The organism is Luteolibacter rhizosphaerae, from assembly GCF_025950095.1.
Taxonomy (GTDB): domain Bacteria; phylum Verrucomicrobiota; class Verrucomicrobiia; order Verrucomicrobiales; family Akkermansiaceae; genus Haloferula; species Haloferula rhizosphaerae.
Window position 1 is genome coordinate 17,154 of record NZ_JAPDDR010000016.1, and the last position, 26,471, is coordinate 43,624.

The following is a 26,471-nucleotide window of genomic DNA, read 5'->3' on the forward strand; positions in this document are numbered from 1 at the left end:
GCAGCGGCGGGGAGCATTGCCATCCCGGGGGCGAGCCGCTAGCAGGGCGGGTGATGGGAAGACACCTTGCACTCATGATCCCACTGCTCGCCCTCTCGCAATGCGCGCCTGTGGGAAAGGCAGTGCCGAAGGTATGCGAGGTGCATCGCATCGCTCTGGAGGAGAAGCATGGATACGGTCCGGATCCGGGGATCATGGCGGACCCGAACTGGAACTACACCCGCTATGCCTCGGAGGCGGAGCACCGGCATCCCCATGCAACGCCGTGGTACTTCGGCAATAGCCCCCATGAGAACTGGTCGGATCGGAGGACCGTGAAGGTCTGTCCGGATTGTGACCGGGAGCTCAAGAGATCCTACGCGGAGTACAACAAACTATCGCCGGCGGCAAAGGACAGTCGGTGGCAGAGGCACCTGGCAGCGGAGGTAGAGAGGGAGAAGAAGGTGGGGACGGATCAAAGGTAGCGGGACGACTTCGTCGTTCCGGCGGGGGGCGGAGCGGAGAACTCCTTGACGATCCCCGGGTGGATACACCTTGCCGGCGGCATGAAGTGCTCCCGCTACACGGAGAGTATGGCGAAGCGCGAGAGCGGCTTCTGGCGGACTGAAGTCCGCGCTCCCGGGATCTCACTTCTGCTCCGCAGGCTCGGCTTTCTTCGGCTCTTCCTTTTCCTTCTTCTTCTCGTCGGGCACGCGGGTTTCGATGCGCTCATTGCCTTCGGCATCCAGGAAGCGGAATTCCTTCTCGGTCAGCCGCACGATCGTCTGCGTCCACTTGGTGCCCACCGGCATGCTGCCGGCATCGCTGGTCTTGGTGACCTCGAAGGTGAGCTTGTTGCCTTTCACCGTCCACTTGGCCTCGGCGGAGAATTCCGTCTTCTGGCCGCCCACGTCGAATTGCCCCTTCGAGACGCTGGTGCCGTCCGCCTTGTAGGTATTCGTGCCGGTGGCGCTCATGCCCTCCTGCTTGACCTCGAACTTCCAGACGCCCACGAGCTCCTTGCTGTAATGGGCACCGGCCTTTTCCTCGGCGGCGGCCTCTTCGGCGGTCGGAGCGGGCTCCGCATCCTGGGCACGCAGGGCCGGAGCGGCGAGGAGCAGGCTGAGAAATGCGAGGGGCAAAGCGGAATTCATCGCCACATGTCAGCCGAGGAGCGGGGGCGAGTCAAGGGAGGCACCCGCGAAATCTGCGGAGACCCGTACGCAAGAAACCCCGCGATTCGCATCGTGGGGTTTCCGGCAATAGGGGGAGGACTTTCGGCGGGGATTATTCCTCGTCCGCGGGGTTCGGTCGACGCACCGCGGCATTGGTATCTCCGGGGAAGGCTTTCTTCAGGTTCCCGGCAGCGTGGTTCAGTGCCTCGCTGGCGGTATCCACCACGGCACCCATGCCGAAGAACTCGTGGGTCACGCCTTCGTAGTTCTTGTAGTCCACGGCCACGCCATCGCCTTGCAGCTTCTTGGCCAGTGCCTCGCCGTCCGAGCGCAGCGGGTCGATGTCCGCGGTGATGATGGTGGTGGGCGGCAGGCCTTGCAGGGTCTTGGCCTCGAGCAGGTTGATCTCATGGTTCTTCCAGTCCTCCTCCTTCGCGAGGGTGTGGTCGAAAAACCACTTCATCATCGCGGCATTCAGCGGGCTGGCGAGGCCGTGCTGGCGATAGGACTCCGAGTCCATGCTGGTGGTGGCCACGGGATAGACCAGCACTTGGTGCACGGGCATCTGCATGCCCTTGGCCTGCGCCATCACCGCGAGCGATGCGGCCATGTTGCCACCGGCGCTCTCGCCCACCACGGCCACCTTGCTGGCATCGCCGCCCCACTGGCCGGCATTCTCCAGCGTCCACTGGTAGGCCCCGAAGACATCCTGGTGCGCGGCGGGGAACTTGTGCTCCGGCGCGTGCCGGTAGTCGGTGGAGATCACCACGGCATTCACCGCCTTCGCCAGTGCGCGCGGCGTGGCATCGTAGGTATCCAGATCCGCCAGCACCCAGCCGCCGCCGTGGATGTAAAGGATCACCGGGAAGGGTCCATCGCCTTCCGGCTTGTAGACGCGGCCATCGACATCTCCGGTGGAAAGCTTGATCTTGATGTCATCGATCTTGCCGAGTTTCTCCGGAGACTTGCCTTGCTCTTTCATCAGCTTCGCCACCGCGTCCGCGGGCGAGGGCTGCTTGCGGGCCTCCCCAGGAGAGAGCTCGGTGATCGGCTTGCCGCCGAGGGAGATCAGCTTGTCGAGCACCGCCTGCATCTGTGGGCTGGCTTGGGCGCGCGGTTTGGTCGTCTCGGTCGGCGCGATCGCTGCGGGGCCGTCGACCACTTCGGCGCCTTTGATCGCGTCCTCGCCGACCACGGGCGATCCGGGTGTGGGCCCGGGACCATCGGCGGCATGAGCGGTCAGGGCACAGCCAGCGGCGATCGCGATGAGATGGAAACGATGCGGATAATCAATCGTTGGTTTCATGGCTCGGTTGTCAGTTGAGATTTCGCGTCAATCCATCGCTCGCCCCATGCCAAGCGGCCACGACCTTGGTCCTACGGCACTTCCGCGATTCCGGAGCACGGCGAAGTACGCAGAACGCAGTAATTGCGAGCGCGTTCTGCCCGGGGGCAAACGGGCGTTGCATAATGCGAGTCCGGGAGGGGCATCGCGCACCTTGCGGCCGCTGCCTCCGCGCCCGCTCCGATTTCCCGCTCCTTCCTTACCAATCACTTGCCGATTGCGCGGAGCGATGGCCTATTCCTTGCGATAGGAGGAATCTGTCATGAATACCCGAGCAAGCGATCACTATACGGCTCACGGAGCCGACCTGGATCCCCAAGGGAACCACAAGCGCGACACGCGCCCCTCTCGCGACATCCCGCAACCGCTGGATGCCGAACAACACTGGAACGAACTCCACCGCAGCAATGGCCGCCGGCACGAGTTCATCGAACGCGCCAAGAAGCACGTGAAGAACGCCTCCGTGAAAGACATCGTGGGCGCGGCGGCCGTCGGGCTTGCGCTCGGCTACGTGCTCTTCTCGCCGCGGCGTAGCAATGGCCTGCGCCAGCTGCTCCTGGGCTCGCTGCTGCCGGTCGCCACCAAGGGCGCGCACGATGCGTGGGACAGCGTTCGCAAGAACCGCACGCTCTCCGACATCGGTGATCGCGTGACGAACTTCAGCGATTACATGGGCGACCGCGCTCATGACCTCGCCCACCGTGCCTCGAAGCTACGCAGCCGCTGGTAACCCTTTACCCCTAGAGTCCCCGTGAGCATTCGACCTGCTGACATTCACCCCGACGAGTGGGTGGAAGAAAAAGTGGTGACCGGCAAGCAGCGCTTGCTCGAAGCCCGCAACGAGATCGAGAGCGCCGTGGTGGAGCATCCGCTTCGCTCGGTAGGCATCGGCTTCGGCATCGGCTATCTCGCCCGCAGCCTGCCCATCGGGCGGGTGCTGGTAGGCGTGGTCCGCCTCGCAGCCCCCGTGGTCCCCTATGCCCTGCTGGCTGTGGGTGCGGCGCGGGCCTACGAGATCCTGCGCAGCGACCGCAATCCGGACCGCGCCCTGCCCTTCCGGGGCGCACGTCCTGCCGGTCCGGTGGCGCTCGATCCGGTGGATGTGTGCATCAACAGCTGCAACAAGCTGCTGCGTGGTGAGCTCTCTGCCATCGATACCTACACGCAAGCCATTGCCAAGTTCGGCGTGGGTGCGGATCGCGATACCTTGCGCCATCTGCTGGCCGTTCATGAGGATAGCGCCAGCCGCCTGCGCCAACACATCATGGAGATGGGCGGGCAGCCGTCCTTCGACTCCGGGATCTGGGGTGACTTCGCGAAAGCCGTGGAGGGCACCGCCCTCGCGCTCGGCGAATCACCTGCGCTGGCCGCACTTCAGGCCGGGGAAGAACATGGCGTGCGCGAGTATGAAGCGGCGCTGGAAGATCCTCAGGTGATGGAAGACATCAAGAGCGCCATCCGCCAACACAACCTGCCGCGTGCCCACGAGAACATCAACACGCTGCTGCGCCTGAAGGCGAAGGAAGTTTCGGTCCTCTGACGGGGGGACCCTCTGCGAAAGAAGAGCGGTGCCCGGGCTGGGCACCGCTCTTTTTAATAGCAGGGTTGGAGGGTCCACGGACCTTTGTCACACCGGCAGCTCCGCGCCGGCGGGCAGGGTGCCATAGTAGAGTCCCTGCGTGCCCGCATAGATGGCCTCGAAACGATCGAGGAAATCCTTCGGCGTCTGCCTCACCACCACGTCGCGGCCGTTCGAGTAGTGGTAGATGTATTTGCCATCATAGATACCCACGTGCTTCTGCGGGATGTTCCCCATCGTGTGCTTCGAAAGGCTCACGTTGGTCCGCGCGGTGACGAAGGCGATGCAGGGGAACGGCGCCGCCTCCTTGAACTCGCCCACCTCCGGACAGTCCGCGAAGAGCTCATGCACGCGCAGGCAGGCCCCGCCTTTCTTGCCGCGGCGGTGGACCTTGCAGTCGTAGCCGGTATCGAGATTCAGCACGTGTCCCACGAAGTGCGCGCAGTGGTTCGCGCTGCTGTCGTGGAAGCCGTTTCCGCAAAAGTCCCCGATCGTTTTCCCCAGTGTCTGGCTCAATTTCATATCCCCCCATCATGGGCAGGAATGAGCTGTTAGATCGATGCTACGGCTAGGCTTTTAGCACGAAAGGTGACGGCAAGGAGCGATTTTTTTCGAGTCAGCGGATGATGTGCGGCCGCATCCCGTCGTCCCGCCTCCCTCGTTCATACCCCGTCCGGACCGCCGAGCCATTTCCGCTCGGATACATGCTCTCAGTCATCCCAAGCGCGGTTCACCATCTCCGCCCAGCGGGCTCGCGCGCGATCGTGTGTCGGACCAACGATCTCCTTCCGCCAAGCCTCCTCCACCGCCGCCTTCGCCCGCATCCTCTCCGCCTTGGGGATCTCCTTCCACGAAGGGTCCAAGGTCTCCTTGAAGCGTGTCTCTGCCAGCGTCCTTTCAAGATATCGATTCTCACCGCCGACGATTCTCGCCGAGCGTAACAGGCTTGGATCGGGCTTGCCTTGGCTCGACAACGCGATCGTCGCCCATATGTCCAAGTGATCCAGATCCGCTGAGATGTTACTCAGGGTGGAGCCCATATGCGACTCCTCAAGGCTCGTCAGCGCCACCGTGCGGTAGAGCTGAACCTGATCTGCCGGGTCGGTGGAATCCCAGGACTGGCTGGATCGGAACCATTCCGCGGCCGCTACAGGGGAACGCTTGGCCCATTCAAATAGTGCTGAATCTGATCCAGACATCGTCCGGTCATCATGCTTCGAGAGGAAATCCAGCAGCTTCCTGAAATCGAAGTCCGGAGGATACTTCGGATCCGCGGTGTAGGCCTTTTCATTCTTCCACGCTTCACCCAGCACCTCGATCAACCTCTCCGCCGAAACGGCAGCGGCGGCCTGAATCATATAATGAAAGGCGATGTCAGAGTTGGATCCCAAGGTGTCTCCGTTCTCCTGCCAGAGCTCATAGGCCTTCCAAGGATCCTTCTCCGCCAGTCTCCCGTAGACATGGCGCAGAGCCCCATCCCGCTCCGTGCTCTTTTCCATCACCATTAGATGCTGCAGGGCATCCCAGCGTTTGCGGTCGATCAACTCGTCGATCACGATGTCCAAGGTCCCCAGCTCGTCGGTGGGAACCAAGAGCCAAGCCCACAGGGATTCGTCGTCGCATTTCGCGATCACGCGCCGCTCGAGCCGGGCCTCATTTCGTGGAGAGCGCGCATCCCAATCTCGGGCGTCTGCTCCCGCGTTGGCAGGAGCGGATGTCCGTGCTTTCGCACTCATGACCGCTCCAGTCTCTTCCTGTAGCGGTCCTTGCAATCCGAGGGTGATGCCTGCCGCCAGCGCGGCAGCGCAAGCGACGACCAGTGACAGACGCTGGAGTCCTGCTTCGCTCATCTGGGCGGGAGCTCAGGTACAGGGAGTCCGAGTGCGGGATAGTAGCGTGTCAGATCCAAGGCGAAGGGGTCCTTGCTCCTCCCCTTGTTCGTAATGGCGGCCGCCGCTTTTGCCCGTTGCTCCGGTGAATATTCCTCCAGGATCTTCACGATCTCCGCGTTCGGCGTTTCTCCATCCGCATACATTTCCAGCATCGCAGCGAAATCCCGGGCATGCGAAGAAGTCGCTGGCCAATCGGGCCAAGCGCGGAGAGCGGCAGGAGCGTCGTCCCTGCTCCAGCTTTCGAAGAATCCGTGCAGCTCCAGTCCTTGGCTCGCGATCGCTTGTGCCGCACCGCTCTCGATCCACGGAGCGAGCTCATCGGAACTGTAGAAGGATACCACATGATGCGGATACATCCGTGGATCCACTCTCAGACCCACCGCATCGTAGTCGCAATAGCTGAAAAGTTCCCACGGTACCTCCAGGCAAGCTTGCTTCAGTGTCCCGTCGTTCGCCTTCGCGCGATTCTTGAGGGCCTCCATCAGAGTGAAGGGATCGCAGGGTGGCTGGCGCTTGCTGTGGATGATGGCCTGCCATGCCGCTTCCGGATCCGCCATGGCCCAGGCCTGCATCGCGATCAGGCGTAGATCGGGAAGGTTCTGCTCGATCCACTCCACACCTTCCCGTTGTATCCGCTCCACCAGTTCATAGGCGGCGAGCCGATACTCCATCTCGTAATAGTCCTTCTGCCGGTAGTAGTCCCGATCCACCTGCGATTGGTCTTCCCGGAGCTTCCCGAGGCTAAGAAGGCGTTGCTTCAGATCCTCCTCCGGCACCTCTTCGATTATCACTCCCGGATTGGCTTGGTAGTCTCCACTGAGCTCCTCCATCGCCTGCTCCATCGTGAACCTCGGCCGCTCTTCTCGCTCTCTACCTTTCGCTACCTCCTTCCGGTCCCCGGACTGCTTCGCCGCCACCACCGCATCCGAGGACAAATATCCCGCGACCGCGAGCAAGGGCGGCAGCAGCCACAGACGCCGCTTCATGGCAGATGGATCGAGATCACCGCCATGATATGCCTGGGTCCGGCGCTACCGATCAACTCCAATCGAAGTGTAGCGGAAGGACTCTCGTCCTTCCGGCTGCTCGCATCCTCCCGCACATCGCCATCGTGTTCTCTCTCAGCCCTGCCCCAGCCGGAACGACGAAGTCGTCCCGCCACGCCTAATGGGTCAGAGTAACGAGCGACGACATTCTTGTCGTCGGGGCAAGCGTGCCTGCCGGGAACAAAAATGTCCCCGCTCCTTATCGCTCCGCGGACCCATCGCAGATCGCCACCGTCTTCTCTCCCGATCCCGCCCCAAACCGAACCACCAATCCTCCACGCTACGGCTCCACCAGCTTCACATAATCCACCCCGGCATAGAACCTCGGCCCCACCGCCGCCGGATTCGTGCCGCTCAGCTCCACCTTCACCTCGAAGGCCCCGTCCACCGGTGCGAAAGTCCCGAGCTCGAACTCTCCCGATGCCTCGACCGTCGGCGCATAGCCATCGAAGCTCTTCTCCACCTTCTGCCCGTTCACGGTGAAGGACAGCACGCCGTAGTCGTTCGCCTTCGTCGCCGCCATCAGCAGCTTGCGCGGCTTCGCGTCCGGGGCCGGCACGCGCAGGGTCACGGCGTCTCCTTCCTTCCCACCGCGCACCAGCAGTTGCGAGCGGCGGCTCCACTTGCCGGGCCCGAAGGGCCGCATGTCCTGCACCTCATGTACGAGACCTGCCGTAGCAGCTGTCACCTTCAGCTCCTCCGCATCGATCGCGCCGGGGAAGGGATTGGGCAGCCGCTGCGCATCCGCCAGCGTCGGAATCTTGGCCAGCGCCGCCTCCGGCTGCGGCTTGCGGTTCGAGCTGCCGCCGGGGAAGGCATACCAATAGGTCGTCGCCGCGTAGATCATCTGCGTCGGCGCCCAGGAGATCAGCTCGATGTCGAAGTCCAGCGAGCTGGTGTAGGGGATCGCATCCAGATTCCGCGTGCGCGTCAGGATGTTGTGGCCCTGCGTCATCTTCTCATCCACCCGCGTCTGGTTCGCGAAGGGCGTCTGCATGATCCCCCGCGGCGCGAAGGAGTAGTTGTAGTAATCCTCCGTGCCCGTGCCGAGATGGGAGGGCACCACCTCGCCATCCACGCGGATCTTCTCATCGCCCTCGCCATACCAGGTGGCCACCTCGTTGTAGAGCGAGAGCACATCGCCGACATACACGCCCTTGCCCTTCAGCTTCACGAAGTCCCAGTCCCGCTGCGGCGGCGTGATCAGGCCGGCCTCGTAGTGCCATGCGGCGTGGAAGTGCATGCTGCGCCCGTCCCAATGCCAAGGCTCCGTCTCGCAGCGCAACTCGCTGCCGATCTCCTGCTCCCCAAGATTCTCGACGATCACCAGCGCGCTCTTCTGGAAAGGCATGGTCCAGCGGCAGACCAGCGTGCCATCCTCCTTCACCGTGCGGTACCAGCTGTCCAGCCGGTTCAGGCCCGCCCCGCTGCCGAAGAAATCTCCCGCCGGGCACCACACCGTCTCCTGCCCGTCGAATTGCATCCGCACGATCACCGAGCGCAGCACCTGATCCAGCGCCACACCCGCAGGCGGCGTCAGGCGCAGCTCCAGCTCCTTGATCGCCGCGGGCCCGGCCAGATCCAGCGTCGTCTTGCCCTGCGGCTTGATGCTGCTCTTCAGCGCCGGCTTGCCATCACCGCGGGCTGGCGCGGTCTGCAAACGCGAGGCCTGCTTCTGCACCGCGGCGCCCGCCTTTTCCAATGCCTCCCGGCTGAAGCTCGCCACCTTCGTCCCCGGCGCATACTTGCGGTAGTTGATGATGTAGTAGCGCGGCCCGCTGCCCTGCTCCTCCCAGGTCACCTTGCAGCGCTTCGCGAAGGGGATCGGCAGCATCCAGGTATTCCCGCCATTGCCCTCCGCCGTGTAGCCCGGGTGCGGCATCACCATCGGCTCCGGCAGCTTCAGCTCGCCCGCCATCAGATCGTAGGCGGGGAAGCTCAGCACCGGCTCCGCCTGCTCGTCCACATAGATCCGGATCGTCCCTCGCTTGTTCTGCACCGTCGTCAGCCAGAAGCGCGTCAGGCAGCCCGGCCCCTCCGCATCCAGCATCACCTTCTCCGTGCGACCCGCGATCGTCTCCGTGCGGATGAAGTTCGTGTGATCGTCATTCGCGAACCAGCCCGGCTGATCCGGCGCCACCGTGCGGCGGTCGTGACTGCTCGCCTGCAGGCATTGGTAAGAAGGCTCCGGCCACCGCGCCACCGCGGAGTAATCCGCCATTTCCGTGAGCAGCGAATCCAGGCTCACCTCGGCCCGCGCATGTGGAAAGGCAAGCAGGCCCATGCCCACGGCAAGGATGCGGATGGAGAAGGTATTCATCGTCCCGCGATCAAGCGGCCCGGACCGCCGCCTGCAAACCTCGCCGATCGCCACCCGGAAACAAGCTGTGATGACAAGTTGGCAGCAACGGAACGATCTTCCCGGCCATTCAAAGAAGCTTGTCCAAAGTAATTGGCAGGGATCTTACACGCTTTCCGGTCGCATGGAAAACCGCATTCGCCACCGCCGCCGCGGTCCCCACGATGCCGATCTCACCCACGCCTTTCACCCCCAGCGGGTTCACCACCGAATCTTTCTCTTCCACGAAAATCACCTCGATGCTTCCGACATCCGCGTTCACCGGGATATGATACCCGGCCAGATCGTGGTTGATGAAACGCCCGTGCGCATGATCCATCACGCTCTCCTCGTGCAGGGCCATGCTAATGCCCCACACCACTCCGCCCATAATCTGGCTTCGCGCCGTTTTCAGATTCAGAATCTGCCCCGCCGCCACCGCACATACCACCCGGGTCACGTGAAGCGTCCCTAGGTCTTCATCCACCTTCACCTCCGCGAAGACGGCGGAGTGTGTCTTGATGCTGACCTTGCGCTGCTTGAGGAGCGAGGGGATTGCCAGCGTCTTACGGCTGATCTCCTTAGTTCCCGTCCGCTGCAGCACCTCCGTGATGCCGTGCGAGCGGGACGCGTCTCCTTTGATGGCGATCCGTCCATTCTCCAAGATGATTTCCTTCTCATCCACGCCCGCCAACAGCGATCCATCCAGATCCTTCGCCAGCCGGATCAGACGTTTCCGGATCTTCAGGCAGGCCTTCTGCACCGCCGTCCCCACGCTTGCCGCGGTGAAGGAACCTCCTTCCAGGGGAGCCATCGGCAGACGTGAATCACCGAGTTGTGGCACCACGTCGTCCACGGAGAGCCCGAGGGTTCTTGCCGCGATCACCGCCATCATCGTGTAGGTTCCCGTGCCGATGTCCGATGTTGCCGCGCTTACCGTGAGCTTCCCGTTCGCGCCCAGCACGGCCTTCGCACTGGAGGGTACTTGCATCGCATCCCAGACTCCTGTCGCCACGCCCCAGCCGATGAGGATGCTCCCGTCGCGCATGCTGCCGCAGTCATGCCCGCGGCGGTGCCACTCGAAGCGCTCCGCACCCTGCCGATAGCACTCGAGCAGTTGCTTGCTGGAGTAGGGTTTTTCTTCGTTCGGGTCCTTTGCAGCGTGGTTGAGGATACGGAACTCCAGAGGATCCATCCCTAGCTTCCACGCCAGTTCGTCGACTGCGGATTCCAGCGCGAAGACACCGGAGGCCGCACCCGGCGCGCGCATGTCGCAGGGCGTGTTCACGTCCAGCGCTGCGATCCGGTAGCCCAACCTCACGTTCGGGCAATCATAAGTGCCGCCCGACCAGTTGACGATCTGCTCGACGTAATTCTCGAAGCGGGAAGTCGCGCCGAGGGCATCATGTGCCACGGCGGTGAGATGCCCGGCAGCAGTGGCCCCGAGCTGGAGATCGTGGATCGATGGCGGCCGGAACCCGAGAGCAAACATCTGCTTCCTTTCAAGCACCACGCGTACGTTCCGCTTCAACTCACGCGCTGCCAGCACAGCCAGAAAGGCCACATGATGCGGTCGCAGGCCCGAACCGAAAGCTCCCCCCACGAAAGGGGATAGCACCTGGAGCTCGTCTTTTCCGAAGCCGAAGACCTGGGTCAGATACTTTTTATCGTTCATCACGGCTTGGGTCTTGTCATAGACCGTCAGGCTGCCATCACGCTCCCAGATCGCGGTCGTGGCGAAAGGTTCCATCGGGTTGTGATGCTGGGGGGAGGTCGAGTAGCGTTCTTGAATCGAGGCCGGGGCTTCCACCAGCGCGATCCCCACATCACCGCGCGGCTCCGGGGGCTTGCCCATGCCCGAGCGGGAGTCCGGCTCTTCAAAGGACTCCGGCCGCTGCTCTTCCAGATCGGTCGCGTGTGCCTCCTGCTCACATCGCAGCCGCACCAGTCCGGCTCCGTGCCTCGCGGCTTCCAGCGAATCGGCCAATACCAGCGCTACCACTTGCCCGGAAAAGCGGATGACATCGTCGTGCAGAGGGCGGAATGGACTACCATCCGGACCGACCTGATCGCGGTAGTTTCTCTCCAGCCACGCTAGCGATGGCTGATCGTCGTGGGTGAAGATGTAGACTACTCCCGGACAGGCAAGGGCCGCTTCCGTTTCGATCGAGAGGATTCTTCCCCGCGCGATTGGCGCGTCTACGATGCGACCGTAGAGCAGACCATCCCCGCGGAAGTCCGAGGCATACTTTGCTTTTCCCGTGACCTTTGCCGGCCCGTCCACCCGGTTCACGTTTCCCATTGCCGCCCCACTCATGATTCGGACGCTTGTTTGTTGGAGGCTTCTTCGAGGGCCCGCACGATCGCGCGCCGTGCCAGTTCGATTTTGAAGTCGTTGAAGCCGCGGCCCCTCGCATCCTGCATCAGGACATCGGCAGCCTTCTGGAAATTCTCACGCGCCGGTGCACGGCCGGTGAGCACTCGCTCCGCCCTTTCATCGCGCCAAGGCTTGTGAGCCACCCCGCCGAGGGCCAGCCGTGCGGTCGAGATCGCCCCGTCCTCGATCTCCAGCGCCGCCGCCACGGACACCAGAGCGAAGGCATACGAGCGCCGGTCGCGCACCTTCACATAGGAGTAGTGGTTCGCGAAGCCCTTCGGCGGCAGATCGATGCAAACGATCATCTCGTCCGGTGCCAAGGTGTTCTCGATATCAGGTGTGTCGCCGGGCAGAAGATGGAAGTTCGCGAAGGGGATCGCGCGGCTGCCACGGGCACCCTCCACGATCACCACCGCCTCCAGTGCTGCCAAGGCCACGCACATGTCAGAGGGATGCACCGCGATGCAGCTCGCGCTGCCGCCAAGCACCGCATGGATGCGGTTAAAGCCTTTCAGCGCCGCGCACCCGCTGCCCGGGCTGCGTTTGTTGCAGGGCGTGGCCGTGTCGTAGAAATAGAAGCAGCGAGTCCGCTGCATCAGGTTGCCGCCGTTGCTCGCCATGTTGCGGATTTGCGGGGAAGCACCCGCGAGAATCGCCGCGGCCAGCAGCGGATACCGCTCGGCCACCGCCGGATGAGCCGCCGTCTCCGCATTCCGGGCCAAAGCGCCGAGCCTAAGCCCGCCGTTCTCCAACGCGGCGATCTCGTGCCAGGGTAGGGGATTGATGTCCACCACGCTTGAAGGCTTCTCAATGCCTTCCTTCATCAGATCGAGGAGGTTGGTTCCGCCTGCGATCACTGCGGCTGATCCGGTCTTGCCCAGTTCGCGCTGGCACTCTGGCAGCGTGGCCACCCGTGAGTAGGTGAAAGGATTCACAACGTTTCCTCCTTTTCCAGCGTGCTTCGGATTGCATCCACGATGTTCGGATAGGCTCCGCAGCGGCAGAGGTTGCCGCTCATTCTCTCGCGCATTTCGTCGTCGTCGCGTGGCGCACCCTCATCCAGCATCCCGATCGCCGAGCAGATCTGACCAGGCGTACAGAACCCGCATTGGAATGCATCGTGATCGATGAAGGCTTGTTGGAGGGGATGCAGCTCGCCATCTTTCGCGATTCCCTCGATCGTCACCACCTCCGCACCCTCGCTCATCACGGCGAGAGTCAGGCAGGAGTTGATCCGCTTGCCATTGAGCAGCACCGTGCAGGCCCCGCATTGGCCGTGGTCGCAGCCCTTCTTGCAGCCCGTGAGGCCTGCATCCTCTCGTAGCAGATCCAAGAGGGTCCGCCACGGCTCCACTTCGTATTGGGAATCGGCTCCGTTCAAGCGGAGCCGGACGCGATGTTTCTCCAGAACGTCGGGCGTGGGGCCAAGCGCGGAAGTTCGAGGAAAGACGACGGAGTTCATGAAGATTGAGCTGCCAATCCTCGCACCGGCCATGCCACTAGCCTATCCCTACGCAGAGGCGGCTACTCGCCTCCTAACGAGTTAGCAGTGTGGGCAAGATGCATGAGCTCCTTGCTCTTCGCATCCTCACCGCTTCCCCTCCCGGTGCTTCTTGAAGATCGCCAGGGTGCGGTCGCGCTCCTCGTGGTGATCCACGCAGGGCAGGGGATAGCCCTTCGCGATCGGTCGACCGTCCTTCGGCGGTTCCATCAGACGGTCCACGGGCACATCCTTCAACTCCGGGACCCAGCGCTTGATGTACGTGCCCTCCGGGTCGTGGCGTTTCGCCTGCGACCACGGGTTCTGGATGCGGAAGTAGGGCGCGGCATCCGCCCCCGTCCCGGCGCTCCACTGCCAGCCGCCGTTGTTCGAGGCGATCTCCCCATCCACGAGGTGCTGCAGGAAGAACTGCTCCCCCAGACGCCAGTCCACATGCAGGTCCTTGGTCAGGAACATCGCCGTGATCATCCGCAGGCGGTTGTGCATGAAACCGGTGGTCAGGAGTTCGCGGATGCCGGCGTCGACGATGGGGAAGCCGGTGCGGCCTTCCTTCCAGGCCTCGAAGTTGGCGTCGGGTTCGGCCCACCAGAGACCGTGCCAGTCGTCGTTGAACTCATTTTCAAGGACTTGCGGGTAGTGCCAGAGGATCGCCATGTAGAACTCCCTCCAGGCCAGTTCCTTAACGAAGGTATCGGGGCCTTCGCCACCGCCGGCCTCCATCACGCGCCTATATATAGTGCGGGGGGAGAGCAGGCCGAAGCGCAGGTCCTGCCCGAGCCGGGAGGTGCCGGGGACGGCGGGTGAATCGCGCAAGTCCTTGTAGTTCTTGATACGGGAACTGACGGCGGTCTTCAGGCGCTGCAGTGCGGCGCGCTCCCCGCCCTCCAGGATCTCGCAGCCCTCCGGCTCCGGGAGCTTCCAGTGGGCATTCGCGGGCAGATCGAGGGACTTGATGCCCTGCGGCGTGTTGAGCGCCTTCGGCTTCGGGAGGGGTTCCGGCTTGGGCAGGGTGAGCCAGTTCTTCGAGTAGGGGGTGAAGACGCGATAGGGCTTGCCATCTTGGGTCAGCACCTCCTGCGGGGTGTGGAGCGTCACGTCATGAAAACCAATGCATTCCACGCCGAGGCGCTTGGCCATCTTCTCGACCCGGGCTTCCATCTCGCGGCCGAAGGGGTCGGGGTCGCGATTGAAGCTCAGGGACTTGGCGCCGCTTTCCTTGATCAGCTTTTCCAGCTCCTCGTCCGCAGAGCCGCAGCGGATGATCAGGCGGCCCTCCAGCGTTTCGAGGTTCTTGGCCAGTGATTCCAGTGACTTACAGAGGAATGCCTGGCGCTTCGGGCCGGTCCAGACGTGGTTCTGCTTCCAGTCGCTCAGGATATAGACCGGGAGAACGGAGTCCGCGGAAGCCGCGGCGTGGTGGAGGGACGGGTTATCGAGGATCCGGAGGTCCCGCCGGAACCAATGAATCGTCTGCGCGCTAGGGGAGGGCATGCGGGCTAACAAAGCCATGCACGCTAACAGCGCAAGGGGGGAAGCCGGTGATCAGGGGGCACCGAGCATTTTCTCGGCTTTTTTTACGGTCACGTTGCTGAGACGGCCGTTCACGCGCTTGGAGCCCTCGAGGAGGGACTTCAGGTCGCTGAGGGTCTTCTCCGCCGCATCCAAGGCCTTCCTTCCGCCGCCGTATTGCTTGTCCGAGAAATACTTGGTGAAAGTCACGCCGCCCCTGCTGACGCAGAGACGCCATCCTTGGAATGCCGTGTTCTCGTAAGTGAACCGAGTCAGGTTGCGCTTCGATTTCATTGTGGGACCGAGTTCGAGAGCATTCATATGACAACATGCCACCGAATGCGGGGGATGGCCACTCGATTTTTGTTTGAGGAATGTTAGAGACTCTCCGGAACCGCGCATTCATGCGGATTTCCACGTATTTCGGGCGGTGAAAAAATTCGTTGCCAAGCCCCTGCCGTTCTCCTTTAGTCCCCGCCCGCGCGAGCCTGAACAGCCGCCGTAGGTCCTCCTGGCAGGGTATCACGCCCCTGCCACCGCTCGCAGGAGGGTAACCCGGCTACCCCTAATATACAATGTCTGCCGCCAAACTTGCTCGATTCGAGCTCCCGAACCGCCTCGTCAAGCACGAGGACACCGCCACCGAGGTCTACGCCCAGTTCACCGCCGAGCCCTTCGAGCGCGGCTACGGCCACACCCTGGGCAACTCGCTCCGCCGCGTCCTCCTGGGCTCGCTGGAAGGCGCCGCCATCACCTCCGTGCGGATCGCCGGCGTGCAGCATGAATTCTCCAGCCTCCCGGGCGTGGTGGAAGATGTCACCGACATCGTGCTGAACCTCAAGAAAGTGAAGTTCAAGCACCACGACAAGGAGCCCCGCATCCTCACGATCAAGGTCGAGAAGGAAGGCGTGATCACCGCCGGTGACATCCAGGACGACAACATCTACGAAGTCGTCAACAAGGACCAGATCATCTGCACCCTCGACAAGAAGGTGAAGTTCGACTGCGAATTCGAAGTCCGCGTCGGCCGCGGCTTCTTCACCGGCGACGAGAACAAGCGCAAGGACCAGCCGATCGGCGTGATCGCCATCGACTCGATCTTCTCCCCGGTGACCCGCGTGAAGTACGCGGTGGACACCACCCGCGTGGGCCAGATGACCGACTACGACAAGCTCGTGCTGGATATCTGGACGGACGGCCGCATCAGCCCGCAGGACGCCCTGCTGCAGGCCTCCGCCATCATGCGCCACCACCTGGACGTCTTCGTCAACTACGACGAGAACGCCGTGGACTTCGAGGAAGCCCCGACGGAATCCAACGAGGAGAACGCCGCGCTGAAGAAGCTTCTCAACATGAGCGTGAACGAGATCGAACTCTCGGTCCGTGCCGCCAACTGCCTCAACAACGCCAACATCACTTCCGTGGGCCAGCTCGCGATGAAGTCGGAGGCGGAAATGCTCAAGTATCGCAACTTCGGCAAGAAGTCGCTCAACGAGATCAAGGACAAGCTCTCCGAACTCGGCCTCGGCCTCGGAATGTCCCTGGATCCTTCGTTGCTCTCCGGCCCGGTGCCGGCCGTCCGCGGCCCGCGTCTCGGCGTCGAAGAAGAAGCCCCGGTGGGCCTTGCCGACCTGATCGCCCAGAACCTCGACGACTAATTAAGAAAGGGACCGCACCCGATGAGACATCGCCGCAATACCACCAAGCTCAAGCGCACCGCCGCCCACCGGCGCTCGCTGCTTGCCAACCTCGCCTGCAGCTTGATCGAGCATGGCAGCATCCGCACCACGCTCGCCAAGGCCAAGGCCCTGCGCCCCGTGGCTGAGAAGATGATCGGCCTCGGCAAGCGTGGAGATCTCCACGCCCGCCGCCAGGCTGTCGCCTTCCTGCGCCAGAAGGACATCGCCAAGAAGCTCTTCGAAGAGGTCGCCCCTCTCTCGAAGGACCGCCAGGGCGGTTACTGCCGGATCACCAAGCTGGGTGCCCGCATGACCGACTCCGCGCCGATGGCCGTGATCGAGTGGGTGGACCAGCCGGCTGTCGAAGAGACCGCCGTGGCCGCTCCCGCCGCTGAAGAGCCCGCCGCCGTGGCTGCTCCCGCTGCTGCTGAAGAAGCCGCCGAAGCCAAGCCCGCCAAGAAGAAGGCGGCGAAGAAGGCGAAGGCCGCTGACGAAGCCGCGGAGTAATCCGCAGGTCGTCGAGAGACTGATTCCTAAGACCCCCGCCGGAGCGATCCGGCGGGGGTTTTCGGTTTGAAGGCGGGATCATCCATCGCTAATCTTCCGATCATCGATCGGTGGGAAATCGCCATGAAGCGTGATCTATCAGAGCAGGTGGTCCGGATGCGCATTGTCGTCAGTGCGCCGCTATCCGGGGTGACATTCGCGGTGCAGCGCGGCAAGGCCGGTTTGCTCGCGCCGACGGTAAGCAGTGCGGAGTCGCTCGAGTTCGAGTTCTCGCTGCGTGTCGCGATGGATCCGGCCCAAGGGTTCAATTTCCTCGGTGAGTTCGCGCAGGGCCCGCGGACCGACCGCTTCATCTATCTCAATTCCGGAACCTATGCCGGCCAGCCGCATACCACCTGGGCCCGTCGCGCGAAATTGAAGCTGGCTTCCATCCCGGCGGCCTTGATTGAAGGCGCGATGACGTCCCCGGGGCAGGTCCTCGAAGCAAGGCTCGCCGGAACGGGAAGCGACGGCGGACCGATCTGCGCGACCGTGAAGCCGGAAGCCCTCGAATGGCGCTTGGTGAGAAGTGCCGCCGCCGTGGCTGCTCCCGCTGCTTCTGCTGAAGCAGCCGCCGAAGCCAAGCCCGCCAAGAAGAAGGCGAGCAAGAAGGCCAAGGCCTCGGAGTAAGCGCTTGGTTGTTCAGACGTAGGCCATCCCGCCATGAGTGCCACTATCACCAAAAAGGTCACGAAAGAGAAGCTGGCGAAGATTCTGCCTCGCGCTTACACGGACCGTTGGGGGTCGGTCAATGTTCCTGAGCCGATCACGGTGATCGTATTCGATGACTCCGTCGTCAAGTCCGGCACGCTCCGCAAGGCGCTGCACCGCGTTGGCGACAGCTTGGAATCACTTGTTCTTGTCGGGGGAGACTTCACCGATGAATCTCGCGCGATAGCGAGTGAGATAAGAGCCTTCCTGCTAGCTCAGAGTTGCTATGGCTGGACAGACGAGAGCTATCAGCAGATTCGCAAGATCATCGGCTCGAAAGTGAAAACACCAGACTTGAGACGCGATGCTTGATCATTCGCTGAAGCCAGCCCGGTCATTGGGCTGTGGCATCCGCTAGCAGATGCCCCGCAGCCAATGGATGCCTTCCCCATCCTTGAAAAATCTGTCCGTAGTTGTGATGTTCTCCAGAAGTTGATGCAATTCGTCCGCTGCCTCCGATACCGCGATCTCCCCAAACCGAAGTGGGACGAGAACGAGGAGGCATCGCTGGAGAAAGAGTTCAACGAGGTCTACGACCAGTTAGTCGCGGCGCTCAGCGAGCTCTACCTCGTGGATGACCAGGCGGGTTCGGGGCCGGAGAATGCCGTGATCTCAATGTCCCGCTACGATGTGTCGATCTGCCGTCACCACAACATTGTCGCGGATTCTCCCGCTTGGCACCCTGATCTCGTGATGACGATGCATGCCGTTCTTCAAGAAGTGCCGGCAGGATGGACTTTCGGGATTGATGCGACTGAGTTTCCTCCGGGCCAAGCGCACGTCGTGATTCAGCGCGATGGAACCGTATCCGGATGGTCGGAGTTCGGCGCCAGAGCAACTCTCGGTCGGCTTGGCTTCCCTCCCCGGCTTGGATTGCTTTGGAACACCTGGTGTTTTCTGGTCAATTGGGTAGACGACTTGCGCAGGCGCCTTGCGGTTCGGCGAGCGTTGAAGGCCCCCCGGCCAGAATGCATCGTCACCAAGGACGCCGCGAAGACCGGCGAACAAGATGTCCCTCCTAACGCCTGATCCGCCGCGAGTCCAAGCCGTTATGAACATTCAACCACCAACCTGCAGTCGAAGCCACGCTCACGGTAGGGCTTAGGTGAACTTCGACGCTCGATCTTGAACACACATGACGCGAGCCGCCGACCATCTCGATGCTTCATTTCCCGCGTCGTTTATTGGCTTCACTCGTCACTGTGAGGCCTATTGCGTAGCAGGGTGTTGTGGCTTGGATGCCTTTTCCTTCGATGATTCGACTCTTGAAAGTGCCATCATGGCCTACGGGGTAAATGCAACAGAGTCAATGTGCGCAGAGTCCCAACAGGCTGCCTTACAATTCTCGCACGAAACTCGCCAGTGTTGGTCATCCCAGGATGATTTTAATGCGATATGGGATAATGGTTCAGAACTGTCCAAGTGGATTCTAGAAATCATTGGAGACACTCGACGGTTAACCCCAAGACTGAGCAAACAAGCGGACGCAGGGAAGGAGCCGATTTGAGTTCGAGAAACTGATTCCCAAGCTCCCGTCGGAGCGGTCCGAGGGGCGGCGGTTTGAAGGCGGAATCATCAATCACCAATCTTCCAATCATCAATCGGACTGCGGCTGCGCTGGGGGATGGTGGCGGGGGAGGGGCGTCCCTTCGACTCATCCTTGAAGTCCGGAGGGATGGCGTGATAACTAAGCGGTCATGATGAAGCGCTTCTTCCTGATCACGGCCTTGTTATTCGCCCAAGTGGCGCTCGCGGAGGAATCCAAGTTTGTCGATGACGCACCGAAGGGATTCATCCACGTCCGCGAAGAGAGCGATGGGGTGGAATCCCACGACTTCATCAGGGCCGATTGTGTCGTGCGCCTCCTACAAATCTCGGAGGAGGACGCGGGCAAGATGCGGCACTACATCCGGCTGTACACCACGGGCACGGAGGGTTCTTCCCATGACATTGAATCCGCGACCCGGGAGGAGGCCGAGAAAGTTCGCGGCAGACTGCTGGAGATCCTGTCCGCGGCCACCGCTCCCGCCGCCAAGGCCAAGGAAACCATCAAAGCGAAGCCCGCCAAGAAGAAGGCGCGCAAGAAGCCCAAGGCTGCGGTGGAGGCTGTGGAGTGAGCGATCAGCTCACACCGCATGATCCCATGCGATTGAGCTCTGCCGGTGTTTGTCTTGTAGTTCCGCAGATTCCGGTTTCCCCGAGATAGTGTGCAGTTCCACAGTCCATTGAGGCCTTGTGTATTTTTGGGGAACTTCCAATAGTCGAGTTGTTCTGCCGAAAATAAGTCCTCTCATGACATTCGAAGAGCTCCGTAAGAAGTACACCGAAGACGAACTGTCCTATTTTCCCGGCGATGCTGGTCTCCGATTCGATGCGTTTTCACCCATTCTCTCAGATCTCTACGAGGACAAGATCGTCTATTGTGAGAGGTTTGTTGCTGTCGTTTCGCTTCGTGACATTGAACTTTCACCAAAGGGGTTTGGCGCGACATGCACCCCTTTTCTTGCCTTCGAGAGACCAGGAGATTTTCGCTCGCTCATACCGGACAGAGAATGGAGTTTCCGGGGCCCTTGGGACTGGATGAGGCTCATCAAGAACTCGATCAACGTTCCCTACGCCGGGTGGACCATCTGGCCAGAGAAAGATCGCGTTAAAGAGGTAATCAGATCGTTGTCGATGGGAGATCTTGAGGCCGCACTGAAATTAACCCTGAAAGAACCCGAAAAGGCAGGATAAGTCGCGGGTGGCCACCGCCGCCGACGCCCCAGGTTGAGCGAGGGCTTTCTTCCCACCTTTGCCACCTCTAATGGTTCTGCTATAACGACGTGGCCTATCTATGCGCCGCGACGAACCCGGTCATTCCGCTCACGTTGCAATCGACGCTCTTGCGGGCTAGGTCGCTGAGCTTTAGGGCGTGTTTGAAAACCTCATGAAGTTGCCAGCCAGTCCAAGCACGCAGCAAGCAGGATGAAGTTGAAGTAGGTGTCGGCCAGTTTGTCGTAGCGCGTGGCAATCCGCCGGTTGCGCTTGATGCGCTGGAAGAAATTCTCCACGTGGCGGCGGTGGCGGTAGTAGCCTTGGTGGAACGGTGCGGGGATCTTCCGCCTCGCCGTGCTGGGGATGCAATGCCGGCTGCGTGAACGGTGGATCGTGTCGCGAAGCGGTCCGCTGTCGTATGCCTTGTCGCCGACAATCCTCACTCCCCGCAGCCCCGCGAGGAGATCCGGTGCCGCCTTCGCATCGTGCACGTTGCCGGGAGACAGGGAGGCTCTGACCAAGCGGCCTTTGCCGTCCACCACCGCGTGCAACTTGCTGTTGAGGCCGCCCCGGCTTTTGCCGATGGCCTGCAATTCCTTGCCGCCGCACCCGCCATGGGCGTCCTTGTGAACCTTGAGGTGGGTCGAGTCGATGAATCGCAACGCGCCGGTCCTGCCGCGGGCCAGGTATTTCAAGATCTTCTCCCAAACCCCTTTCGAGCACCATAGGCGCCAACGCGAATAAACCGTTTCCCACGGTCCGAAATCCGGCGGCACCGCCCTCCATGCACAACCGGTGCGCAAAACGTAGATCATGCCTGTCGTCAACATCCGGTGGCACGAGGGAGGCCTGCCACCAATTGTTGTACTGTTCACCCTCAGCGGGATTCTGGACTACGTTAATTTTTTTAGCGCCAGCCAGAGCGCGTCGGACAGATGGAAGTACGAGTTGGGCGGTTTCATCGGAAGATGAAATCAAAACGTACGAGCCGGGCAGTACTTTCATTCTTCCGTGGTTTTCAAACACGCCCTAGTATTCTGCCAGAAATTAGAACCCGATGGCTCGCTACGATTTGCAGGAACCTCGACTTTACGCGGACTTCAACGGGTGCTTCGGGGATATTCTGTGTCTCTCCCATGGTGACACATGTCGGACTCAGGGTGGCAACGAGATTGAGCTTCGCGAGGGGATGATCGTTACCGCATACGATGAGGACGCCAATGCCAATGGTGAGCGGGACGATCTGATTGCTACCGGGGTTGTCGTGCGTTCCCACGAATCGCTGAGATGCAACTGCTCTGTTTGGTGCCTCCGGGTTGATGAGAATGGTGTGCGGAGCGAGTCCGAGATCCCAGGATCAGAAGCAGAGCAAGCCGCCGCTCCGAACCGCTCAACAGCGCCCGGTTTGAAATCGGAGATTCCTCTTCGCGGCTCGGAGGGCTAAGACCTTCGGCGGAAAGGTCATGAAGAAACTCGCGTTTGCAGCGCTTGCAATCCTGCTGTGTGGAGTGGCGCTGAAGCTGCGATCTTGGAAGGCGCAGATGGATGCGGACGTGCGACGCACCAAGAATGACACCGAAGCGATCCGAAGGGCGGTTCTGGCCTACCGGGACGAGGATGGAGTGCCGCTGGATTCCAAGAGCGACCCATTTCGCGTTCTTACCCTCGGTGATAATGTTCGGCAGATTCCATTTCTTGTGCCTCTTGATTCCGGTCATTGGCCCGGGAATCGATATTCCGATCCGTGGGGACGCCCTTACGCTTTCGACCTGTCGCAACCAGACAATCCGCAGATTCGATCCTTTGGACCAGATGGACGCCAATCCGCGGATGATATCGGCGGATGGTGACACGGAACAAGGATACCTCAATGTCTCCAAGAAAGAAAATTCGCATTCCGAGCGATGGGTGAATCAGTTCATGATTCAGGACGAGTATGGCGACGACCTTGTCCATCGGAACAAAAGCAACGGCGGACAAGGCGGCTAGTTCGCTGCGCTCTGGACGCCTGATGCCCGCCGTGCCACAGTTCAAACGGTGGGCCGCAATCCAAGAACTCTGCCATCAACAATCATGAGCCAACCTACGACATTTCGGAACGTTTGGTTTCTCCCTGGAGAAGATACTTGGCGACGATGGAGCCTCTTTGCTTACGAGGACATCGGAATCCTGACAGTTGGAGACGGGCATATCGAATTTGTCGGGCGGCGGCGTCATGTTTCCATCAGCTCGATCGATGAATTGAAGTTCGGCACGCAGGGCCGGGATTTTATCAACAATTGGGTTCATATCGAATCGGGAGACCAGACGGTATATTTCGCAGATGGGGGCTGGTGGGGATTTCGAGGACACTTGGCACATGGGACACGCAAGATTCTACGAGCTGTTCTAGCCTCATTCCCGACAACAACCGCCGAGCAAGCCGCCGCTCCAAACCGCTCGGAAGCGCCCAATTTGAGTTCAAGGTCCTCCGCTCGCGGTTCGGAGGGCTAAGACATTGGCTTCATCATATATGAGCACCGAGTATCAAGTTCAGACCTTTTCTGGTGGTGAGGTTCGGTTCTGGATAGAGCGGGGATCGTCCATTCATTTGAAGGCTGTGTCGCCGCATGGAGATCCGACGGAGCTTACCTCTGAGGATGCCAGAGAAATTGCTGCAGCGTTAATCGCAGCCGCAGAGCAGATGGATGTTTCACCGAAGCAGATTTTATGAGAGAGGACACCTTATGGCCTAGGCATGCGCTGGAGCGAACCCGGCATGGTCTCGCGGTTTGCAATCGTGGCGTTCCGCGAGCCGGGTCGCTGAGCTTGGGTCCTTAGGCCGTTCCGCGCGATGGGCACATACAATACTCTCCACATTTCACTGACTTGCCCGAGGTGCGGTGCGGTCGTCGAGACGACCGTTGATTGTTACTTTGGCTACGTCGGCGGGATGCAGGAATTGAGGATCGGCGACCGCTATCCTTGGAGAGAGTGCGTGGAGCCTCAGAACGGTGGCAGACCGGAGGGCGGCTCTGTGGACGGTGAGGGCTACGTGGAGTGTCCGCGTTGTCAGAGAGATGCACACTTGCGGGTTCTCGTTCGTGATGATGTCATTGTCGGCGTTGAGCCAGACCCGGAGAGACTAGGATATGTTCCAGATTGAAAGGCCTAAACATGCGCTGGAGCGAACCCGGCATGATCTCGCGGTTTGCAATCGTGGCGTTCCGCGAGCCGGGTCGCTGAGCTTGGGTTGTTCTGCTTAGAAATGCACTCCTCCTTCATTCCATACAGCCAACTCCAATCCTGCGGGTATGACCTGTCGACGCCTGATGCGGCTAGGTTTGTCGAGATGTGCAAGCGAGTTGAGGCTCTGTTGGCCAGCATCGCCACGGAGTTTCGCGAAGTTCCAGCTCCTCGCATTACGCTTCACGTTGCCCGGGCATATGATGATGAGTGGGGCGTTTCCAAAGAGCGCGGAGAAGAACTTAAGGCTAAGGATTTCGAGACTTCTTGGCAGGAGGTTTCCGATTCCAAGATCGAGGATTTCCAAGAGTATTTCACGTTCTCCGATTCTGAAGGTTGGCGATTCTATCTGCCTGCCTTCATGTGTCATTTTCTTCGCGACTTTCCGAACGGAGCCTTTGTCGCGGTCTGCACCGCCGTAAGACGACCGGGTGATCGACTGGAACTGCTGACAGAAGGGCAGCGGCGATGTGTCGACGAGTTCAGAGAACTATGCGATTCTCACCACATCTGGTCCCCATGAAACTCCAGCCACCACGAGCGGATGCAGCCAACCGGCTGCCGTTAGTGCTTGGTCCTTCACGTTAGGCCAGATCATGGCGACACTGGTTCATCCGCAAATCGAACAAAAAACGTAACACGTCTATGGGAGCATGGGGACCACACAGTTTTGAGAATGACCGGGCCTTGGATTGGCTTGGCGATTACCTCGACAGTCCCTCGGACGATAGGCTGCGTGCCACATTTGATCCGCCGTCGAGGGGAAAGCCTCCAGGGCTCATCGCCAAACTCTTTGGGGGCCAGGCCAAGTCGTCAGCGGTTCCCCCGGATGAAGAGCAGGTATTGGCTGCGGCAGAGGTCATTGCTGCGATGCGGGGACATCCGCTGGCCGATGCGCCGGATGGTTTTGCACGTCTGACACTTCGCCCGCCACCAGACGACCTTGTGAGTGCGGCCATTCGAGGAGTTGACTTGATACTCGACGAATCGTCCGAGTTGAATTCGCTGTGGCGTGGAGCCGACGACTTCTCGACGGCGCACAGGGGAGGTCTGCCGCCTGAGGAGGATTCCGAGGACTATTTGGCTTGGCTTGCTGGCCTTAGGGATCTTCGTGAGCGACTGACCCGGCCATGAAGCCACCATCCAAAGCGGGGCCGAATAAGTCGCGCCTGGCAGCCGCCGCGAGCTGGTCTGCTCCAGTGGTGGATTCCGGCGTCACCTCAGACCGCTGGTTGCGTACACTTTGATCGCTAGACGACTCGAGCGCCTTTTACCGATTTCTGCCGTGAACACAGCAGAAGCAACGCTGCACGACTCTTCGAGAAGGCATGCTAACCCTTCGATCAGCTCAAACGTTCGCCAGGAATGAGTGATGCGAATCTCCAGCCAGGAGCCAAGAAGAAGACCCGTTGGGGGTGTCTCGCGCTTCTCGTGATTCCGACCTTGATCTTTGCTGCGGCACGGTTGCACCAGGTGTGGTGGGAGCGACAACCGCTTTCAGTTCATCTGCGGAGTGTTTTCAAGGAGTCCGGGTTCAGCGTGCCGGAGTATGTTTCCGAGATCTCCGGATCGAAGGGGTATGTCGATTTTCAAGGGGATTTCATCGCGTGTGTTTCATTCACTGTTCGCCCCGGTGACATCGACAGTTTTGTCATGTTGCCGTCGCCGCCGTGGAGAAATCCTTCCGCGTTCCTCCCCTTGGACAAGGCCGGCAACTGTGGGGATTTTGAAGTGCCCGCTGGAACGCTGATGATCGAGGAGTGGGAACCGGGAACCGAGTACATGTGCAAGTATGCGGTCGATCGGGAGGCGAACAGGGTCTACTTCTACCGCGCGTCGTGGTGAAGGGGCTGAGGTGGGTTCGGCGTGCATTAACGCGGACCTAACCCGGCTGTCGCGAATCGCCTTGTGCGGGCCAGTTCGCGGAGCTTGGGTTGCTCTGGAGAAGAATGACCGACCACCAACAGCTCGCCGTCGCGTGTCGTTTTGGTTCTGCATCGAAGGCGGACATCGAGGGCTTCATCCAATCCGTGGTCGAGAGCGGCGGCGAATACGACAACCGGCTGTTAGAGGCGTATGCCAGTGATATCCGGCAGGCCCGGGCGAAGATGCTGGAGTTCATCGGCTTCTCGTTTCCCGGTTTCGAGCTCACGACGGGGGGAAGGCCTTCAGGTATGCAGGAGGGAGCTCAGGAGGCAGATCGGCCTGCTGCTGGACCGGGAGCTCACGCCATCCGAGTTCTGCCAGTTCTTCAATGCGATGGAACGCATGCTGGTGGTGGCCTCCGATATGACTCCCGGCGAGGTTCCCTTCCTGGGCAATCTGTACAACGCCTGCGACTGGTGCGACGATGGTTGGACGCTGGAGAATTCTCCTTACCTGGCCGAGGAGGCGGGGCGAGTTGCTTCTGAGATCGACAGGGCTGAGTAAGCGAATGAATGTCGCAAGGCTCCTTTGGCCGCCGATCCCTGAACTTGGGTAACTGTGTATGCCTCTCTCCGAAAAGACCAAGCTGCGGCTTATGATGCCGTTTGCGATCTCGCCGATCATGAAGTGGGGCGCGGGTCCGGGTATTGTCGGATTGATCCTGATGGCGATCGGTGTCGTGAAGGAGGTGGGTTGGTTGATGGTTGCGGGAAGCATTCTGGCGGCGCCGGTGTTCTGGTGCTATTTCGTCGTCGCCTTCGTTTTTCTTCCCTATCTCGTGTTCGACAGGCTGAGGAAGAGATCTTAAACACTCGGGCATTCCGTGGATGAGAATGATCCAGAAGCGATGATGCGCGCGGGCCGCGGCCCGGATGGCGATACCGGT

31 protein-coding genes are annotated in these 26,471 nt (G+C 61.0%); 18 read left to right on the top strand and 13 right to left on the bottom strand.

All coding sequences use genetic code 11. The features are described from left to right. The first annotated feature begins 74 nt into the window (after positions 1 to 74). Complete coding sequence (locus OJ996_RS23100) at positions 75 to 464, top strand: hypothetical protein (RefSeq protein WP_264516072.1); 390 nt, start codon at positions 75 to 77, stop codon at positions 462 to 464. Positions 465 to 626: 162 nt separating this feature from the next. Here the strand turns inward: OJ996_RS23100 and OJ996_RS23105 are convergent, their stop codons facing one another. Continuing rightward, positions 627 to 1,133 (bottom strand): hypothetical protein, encoded by a 507-nt coding sequence (locus OJ996_RS23105; protein ID WP_264516073.1) that lies wholly within the window; start codon positions 1,131 to 1,133, stop codon positions 627 to 629. Positions 1,134 to 1,266: 133 nt separating this feature from the next. Then, entirely contained in the window at positions 1,267 to 2,460 is a 1,194-nt protein-coding gene (locus OJ996_RS23110; RefSeq protein ID WP_264516074.1) for an alpha/beta hydrolase, read from the bottom strand. 301 nt (positions 2,461 to 2,761) lie between these two features. Between OJ996_RS23110 and OJ996_RS23115 the strand changes: the two genes are divergently transcribed. Then, positions 2,762 to 3,229 (top strand): hypothetical protein, encoded by a 468-nt coding sequence (locus OJ996_RS23115; RefSeq protein WP_264516075.1) that lies wholly within the window; start codon positions 2,762 to 2,764, stop codon positions 3,227 to 3,229. Positions 3,230 to 3,250: 21 nt separating this feature from the next. After that, positions 3,251 to 4,039 carry a DUF2383 domain-containing protein gene (locus tag OJ996_RS23120; protein ID WP_264516076.1) on the top strand — a complete coding sequence of 263 codons (789 nt, stop codon included), beginning with the start codon at positions 3,251 to 3,253 and terminating at the stop codon, positions 4,037 to 4,039. Between the two features lie 87 nt (positions 4,040 to 4,126). On the opposite strand, the gene OJ996_RS23125 is transcribed toward OJ996_RS23120, so the two are convergent. The 9 genes from OJ996_RS23125 to OJ996_RS23165 all read right to left on the bottom strand — a co-directional run bounded on the left by OJ996_RS23125 (position 4,127) and on the right by OJ996_RS23165 (position 15,035). Next, positions 4,127 to 4,600, bottom strand: coding sequence for a hypothetical protein (locus tag OJ996_RS23125; protein ID WP_264516077.1), 474 nt, complete (start codon positions 4,598 to 4,600; stop codon positions 4,127 to 4,129). 188 nt (positions 4,601 to 4,788) lie between these two features. Next, a complete protein-coding gene (locus tag OJ996_RS23130) occupies positions 4,789 to 5,928 on the bottom strand; it encodes a hypothetical protein (RefSeq protein WP_264516078.1) in 1,140 nt (379 codons plus the stop codon). Further along, the gene (locus tag OJ996_RS23135) at positions 5,925 to 6,956 is read right to left on the bottom strand and encodes a hypothetical protein (protein WP_264516079.1); all 1,032 of its coding nucleotides are present in this window, start codon (positions 6,954 to 6,956) and stop codon (positions 5,925 to 5,927) included. Before OJ996_RS23135 ends, OJ996_RS23130 begins: the two co-directional genes overlap by 4 nt. A gap of 340 nt (positions 6,957 to 7,296) precedes the next feature. Beyond that, the gene (locus OJ996_RS23140; protein WP_264516080.1) at positions 7,297 to 9,336 is read right to left on the bottom strand and encodes a glycoside hydrolase family 172 protein; all 2,040 of its coding nucleotides are present in this window, start codon (positions 9,334 to 9,336) and stop codon (positions 7,297 to 7,299) included. 109 nt (positions 9,337 to 9,445) lie between these two features. Continuing rightward, the gene (locus OJ996_RS23145) at positions 9,446 to 11,671 is read right to left on the bottom strand and encodes a xanthine dehydrogenase family protein molybdopterin-binding subunit (protein ID WP_264516081.1); all 2,226 of its coding nucleotides are present in this window, start codon (positions 11,669 to 11,671) and stop codon (positions 9,446 to 9,448) included. Beyond that, positions 11,668 to 12,666 carry an FAD binding domain-containing protein gene (locus OJ996_RS23150; protein ID WP_264516082.1) on the bottom strand — a complete coding sequence of 333 codons (999 nt, stop codon included), beginning with the start codon at positions 12,664 to 12,666 and terminating at the stop codon, positions 11,668 to 11,670. The genes OJ996_RS23145 and OJ996_RS23150 overlap by 4 nt, the downstream gene beginning before the upstream one ends. Continuing rightward, complete coding sequence (locus tag OJ996_RS23155; protein WP_264516083.1) at positions 12,663 to 13,193, bottom strand: (2Fe-2S)-binding protein; 531 nt, start codon at positions 13,191 to 13,193, stop codon at positions 12,663 to 12,665. Before OJ996_RS23155 ends, OJ996_RS23150 begins: the two co-directional genes overlap by 4 nt. A gap of 126 nt (positions 13,194 to 13,319) precedes the next feature. Further along, the gene (locus OJ996_RS23160; RefSeq protein WP_264516084.1) at positions 13,320 to 14,723 is read right to left on the bottom strand and encodes a cryptochrome/photolyase family protein; all 1,404 of its coding nucleotides are present in this window, start codon (positions 14,721 to 14,723) and stop codon (positions 13,320 to 13,322) included. Between the two features lie 51 nt (positions 14,724 to 14,774). Further along, positions 14,775 to 15,035: a hypothetical protein gene (locus OJ996_RS23165; RefSeq protein ID WP_264516085.1), complete on the bottom strand. Its 261-nt coding sequence runs from the start codon at positions 15,033 to 15,035 to the stop codon at positions 14,775 to 14,777. A gap of 281 nt (positions 15,036 to 15,316) precedes the next feature. On the opposite strand from OJ996_RS23165, the gene OJ996_RS23170 reads away from it, so the two are divergent. From OJ996_RS23170 to OJ996_RS23200, 8 genes are all read left to right on the top strand, one after another. Next, positions 15,317 to 16,399, top strand: coding sequence for a DNA-directed RNA polymerase subunit alpha (locus tag OJ996_RS23170; protein ID WP_264516086.1), 1,083 nt, complete (start codon positions 15,317 to 15,319; stop codon positions 16,397 to 16,399). A 21-nt stretch (positions 16,400 to 16,420) separates the two neighbouring features. Continuing rightward, positions 16,421 to 16,927 carry a 50S ribosomal protein L17 gene (rplQ, locus tag OJ996_RS23175; RefSeq protein WP_319800710.1) on the top strand — a complete coding sequence of 169 codons (507 nt, stop codon included), beginning with the start codon at positions 16,421 to 16,423 and terminating at the stop codon, positions 16,925 to 16,927. Positions 16,928 to 17,050: 123 nt separating this feature from the next. Then, positions 17,051 to 17,596 carry a DUF5990 family protein gene (locus OJ996_RS23180; RefSeq protein ID WP_264516087.1) on the top strand — a complete coding sequence of 182 codons (546 nt, stop codon included), beginning with the start codon at positions 17,051 to 17,053 and terminating at the stop codon, positions 17,594 to 17,596. A gap of 33 nt (positions 17,597 to 17,629) precedes the next feature. Next, complete coding sequence (locus OJ996_RS23185; protein WP_264516088.1) at positions 17,630 to 17,989, top strand: hypothetical protein; 360 nt, start codon at positions 17,630 to 17,632, stop codon at positions 17,987 to 17,989. Positions 17,990 to 18,052: 63 nt separating this feature from the next. Further along, entirely contained in the window at positions 18,053 to 18,706 is a 654-nt protein-coding gene (locus tag OJ996_RS23190; RefSeq protein ID WP_264516089.1) for a hypothetical protein, read from the top strand. A gap of 106 nt (positions 18,707 to 18,812) precedes the next feature. Next, positions 18,813 to 19,184, top strand: coding sequence for a DUF6331 family protein (locus tag OJ996_RS26600; RefSeq protein WP_425605573.1), 372 nt, complete (start codon positions 18,813 to 18,815; stop codon positions 19,182 to 19,184). 193 nt (positions 19,185 to 19,377) lie between these two features. Next, positions 19,378 to 19,794 carry a hypothetical protein gene (locus tag OJ996_RS23195; protein WP_264516091.1) on the top strand — a complete coding sequence of 139 codons (417 nt, stop codon included), beginning with the start codon at positions 19,378 to 19,380 and terminating at the stop codon, positions 19,792 to 19,794. A 175-nt stretch (positions 19,795 to 19,969) separates the two neighbouring features. After that, positions 19,970 to 20,413, top strand: a complete 444-nt coding sequence (locus OJ996_RS23200; protein WP_264516092.1) for a hypothetical protein — start codon at positions 19,970 to 19,972, stop codon at positions 20,411 to 20,413. A gap of 191 nt (positions 20,414 to 20,604) precedes the next feature. Here the strand turns inward: OJ996_RS23200 and OJ996_RS23205 are convergent, their stop codons facing one another. Next, positions 20,605 to 21,309: an IS5 family transposase gene (locus tag OJ996_RS23205; RefSeq protein ID WP_264516093.1), complete on the bottom strand. Its 705-nt coding sequence runs from the start codon at positions 21,307 to 21,309 to the stop codon at positions 20,605 to 20,607. A gap of 588 nt (positions 21,310 to 21,897) precedes the next feature. On the opposite strand from OJ996_RS23205, the gene OJ996_RS23210 reads away from it, so the two are divergent. From OJ996_RS23210 to OJ996_RS23230, 5 genes are all read left to right on the top strand, one after another. Continuing rightward, positions 21,898 to 22,284 carry a hypothetical protein gene (locus OJ996_RS23210; RefSeq protein ID WP_264516094.1) on the top strand — a complete coding sequence of 129 codons (387 nt, stop codon included), beginning with the start codon at positions 21,898 to 21,900 and terminating at the stop codon, positions 22,282 to 22,284. Positions 22,285 to 22,946: 662 nt separating this feature from the next. Beyond that, positions 22,947 to 23,147 (top strand): hypothetical protein, encoded by a 201-nt coding sequence (locus tag OJ996_RS23215; protein ID WP_264516095.1) that lies wholly within the window; start codon positions 22,947 to 22,949, stop codon positions 23,145 to 23,147. 534 nt (positions 23,148 to 23,681) lie between these two features. Continuing rightward, a complete protein-coding gene (locus OJ996_RS23220) occupies positions 23,682 to 24,182 on the top strand; it encodes a DUF6714 family protein (protein ID WP_264516096.1) in 501 nt (166 codons plus the stop codon). Between the two features lie 122 nt (positions 24,183 to 24,304). After that, the gene (locus tag OJ996_RS26605; protein ID WP_425605574.1) at positions 24,305 to 24,793 is read left to right on the top strand and encodes a DUF4259 domain-containing protein; all 489 of its coding nucleotides are present in this window, start codon (positions 24,305 to 24,307) and stop codon (positions 24,791 to 24,793) included. A gap of 297 nt (positions 24,794 to 25,090) precedes the next feature. Continuing rightward, the gene (locus OJ996_RS23230) at positions 25,091 to 25,504 is read left to right on the top strand and encodes a hypothetical protein (protein ID WP_264516098.1); all 414 of its coding nucleotides are present in this window, start codon (positions 25,091 to 25,093) and stop codon (positions 25,502 to 25,504) included. Between the two features lie 37 nt (positions 25,505 to 25,541). Here OJ996_RS23230 and OJ996_RS23235 read toward each other — a convergent pair whose 3' ends face one another. After that, entirely contained in the window at positions 25,542 to 25,811 is a 270-nt protein-coding gene (locus tag OJ996_RS23235) for a hypothetical protein (RefSeq protein ID WP_264516099.1), read from the bottom strand. Between the two features lie 107 nt (positions 25,812 to 25,918). Here OJ996_RS23235 and OJ996_RS23240 point away from each other — a divergent pair, with 107 nt between their 5' ends. Both OJ996_RS23240 and OJ996_RS23245 read left to right on the top strand, forming a co-directional pair. Then, positions 25,919 to 26,089 carry a hypothetical protein gene (locus tag OJ996_RS23240; protein ID WP_264516100.1) on the top strand — a complete coding sequence of 57 codons (171 nt, stop codon included), beginning with the start codon at positions 25,919 to 25,921 and terminating at the stop codon, positions 26,087 to 26,089. Positions 26,090 to 26,147: 58 nt separating this feature from the next. Then, on the top strand, positions 26,148 to 26,393 hold the full coding sequence (locus tag OJ996_RS23245; protein WP_264516101.1) for a hypothetical protein: 246 nt from the start codon (positions 26,148 to 26,150) through the stop codon (positions 26,391 to 26,393). Positions 26,394 to 26,471 lie beyond the last annotated feature (78 nt).

Coding starts and splice junctions, on each gene's coding strand:
- OJ996_RS23100 (WP_264516072.1), top strand. CDS start 75: ATGATCCCACTGCTCGCCCTCTCGCAATGCGCGCCTGTGGGAAAGGCA.
- OJ996_RS23105 (WP_264516073.1), bottom strand. CDS start 1,133: ATGAATTCCGCTTTGCCCCTCGCATTTCTCAGCCTGCTCCTCGCCGCT.
- OJ996_RS23110 (WP_264516074.1), bottom strand. CDS start 2,460: ATGAAACCAACGATTGATTATCCGCATCGTTTCCATCTCATCGCGATC.
- OJ996_RS23115 (WP_264516075.1), top strand. CDS start 2,762: ATGAATACCCGAGCAAGCGATCACTATACGGCTCACGGAGCCGACCTG.
- OJ996_RS23125 (WP_264516077.1), bottom strand. CDS start 4,600: ATGAAATTGAGCCAGACACTGGGGAAAACGATCGGGGACTTTTGCGGA.
- OJ996_RS23130 (WP_264516078.1), bottom strand. CDS start 5,928: ATGAGCGAAGCAGGACTCCAGCGTCTGTCACTGGTCGTCGCTTGCGCT.
- OJ996_RS23135 (WP_264516079.1), bottom strand. CDS start 6,956: ATGAAGCGGCGTCTGTGGCTGCTGCCGCCCTTGCTCGCGGTCGCGGGA.
- OJ996_RS23140 (WP_264516080.1), bottom strand. CDS start 9,336: ATGAATACCTTCTCCATCCGCATCCTTGCCGTGGGCATGGGCCTGCTT.
- OJ996_RS23145 (WP_264516081.1), bottom strand. CDS start 11,671: ATGAGTGGGGCGGCAATGGGAAACGTGAACCGGGTGGACGGGCCGGCA.
- OJ996_RS23155 (WP_264516083.1), bottom strand. CDS start 13,193: ATGAACTCCGTCGTCTTTCCTCGAACTTCCGCGCTTGGCCCCACGCCC.
- OJ996_RS23160 (WP_264516084.1), bottom strand. CDS start 14,723: ATGCCCTCCCCTAGCGCGCAGACGATTCATTGGTTCCGGCGGGACCTC.
- OJ996_RS23165 (WP_264516085.1), bottom strand. CDS start 15,035: ATGAAATCGAAGCGCAACCTGACTCGGTTCACTTACGAGAACACGGCA.
- OJ996_RS23170 (WP_264516086.1), top strand. CDS start 15,317: ATGTCTGCCGCCAAACTTGCTCGATTCGAGCTCCCGAACCGCCTCGTC.
- rplQ (WP_319800710.1), top strand. CDS start 16,421: ATGAGACATCGCCGCAATACCACCAAGCTCAAGCGCACCGCCGCCCAC.
- OJ996_RS23180 (WP_264516087.1), top strand. CDS start 17,051: ATGAAGCGTGATCTATCAGAGCAGGTGGTCCGGATGCGCATTGTCGTC.
- OJ996_RS23185 (WP_264516088.1), top strand. CDS start 17,630: ATGAGTGCCACTATCACCAAAAAGGTCACGAAAGAGAAGCTGGCGAAG.
- OJ996_RS23190 (WP_264516089.1), top strand. CDS start 18,053: ATGGATGCCTTCCCCATCCTTGAAAAATCTGTCCGTAGTTGTGATGTT.
- OJ996_RS26600 (WP_425605573.1), top strand. CDS start 18,813: ATGACGCGAGCCGCCGACCATCTCGATGCTTCATTTCCCGCGTCGTTT.
- OJ996_RS23195 (WP_264516091.1), top strand. CDS start 19,378: ATGAAGCGCTTCTTCCTGATCACGGCCTTGTTATTCGCCCAAGTGGCG.
- OJ996_RS23200 (WP_264516092.1), top strand. CDS start 19,970: ATGACATTCGAAGAGCTCCGTAAGAAGTACACCGAAGACGAACTGTCC.
- OJ996_RS23210 (WP_264516094.1), top strand. CDS start 21,898: ATGAAGAAACTCGCGTTTGCAGCGCTTGCAATCCTGCTGTGTGGAGTG.
- OJ996_RS23215 (WP_264516095.1), top strand. CDS start 22,947: ATGAGCACCGAGTATCAAGTTCAGACCTTTTCTGGTGGTGAGGTTCGG.
- OJ996_RS23220 (WP_264516096.1), top strand. CDS start 23,682: ATGCACTCCTCCTTCATTCCATACAGCCAACTCCAATCCTGCGGGTAT.
- OJ996_RS26605 (WP_425605574.1), top strand. CDS start 24,305: ATGGGAGCATGGGGACCACACAGTTTTGAGAATGACCGGGCCTTGGAT.
- OJ996_RS23240 (WP_264516100.1), top strand. CDS start 25,919: ATGGAACGCATGCTGGTGGTGGCCTCCGATATGACTCCCGGCGAGGTT.
- OJ996_RS23245 (WP_264516101.1), top strand. CDS start 26,148: ATGCCTCTCTCCGAAAAGACCAAGCTGCGGCTTATGATGCCGTTTGCG.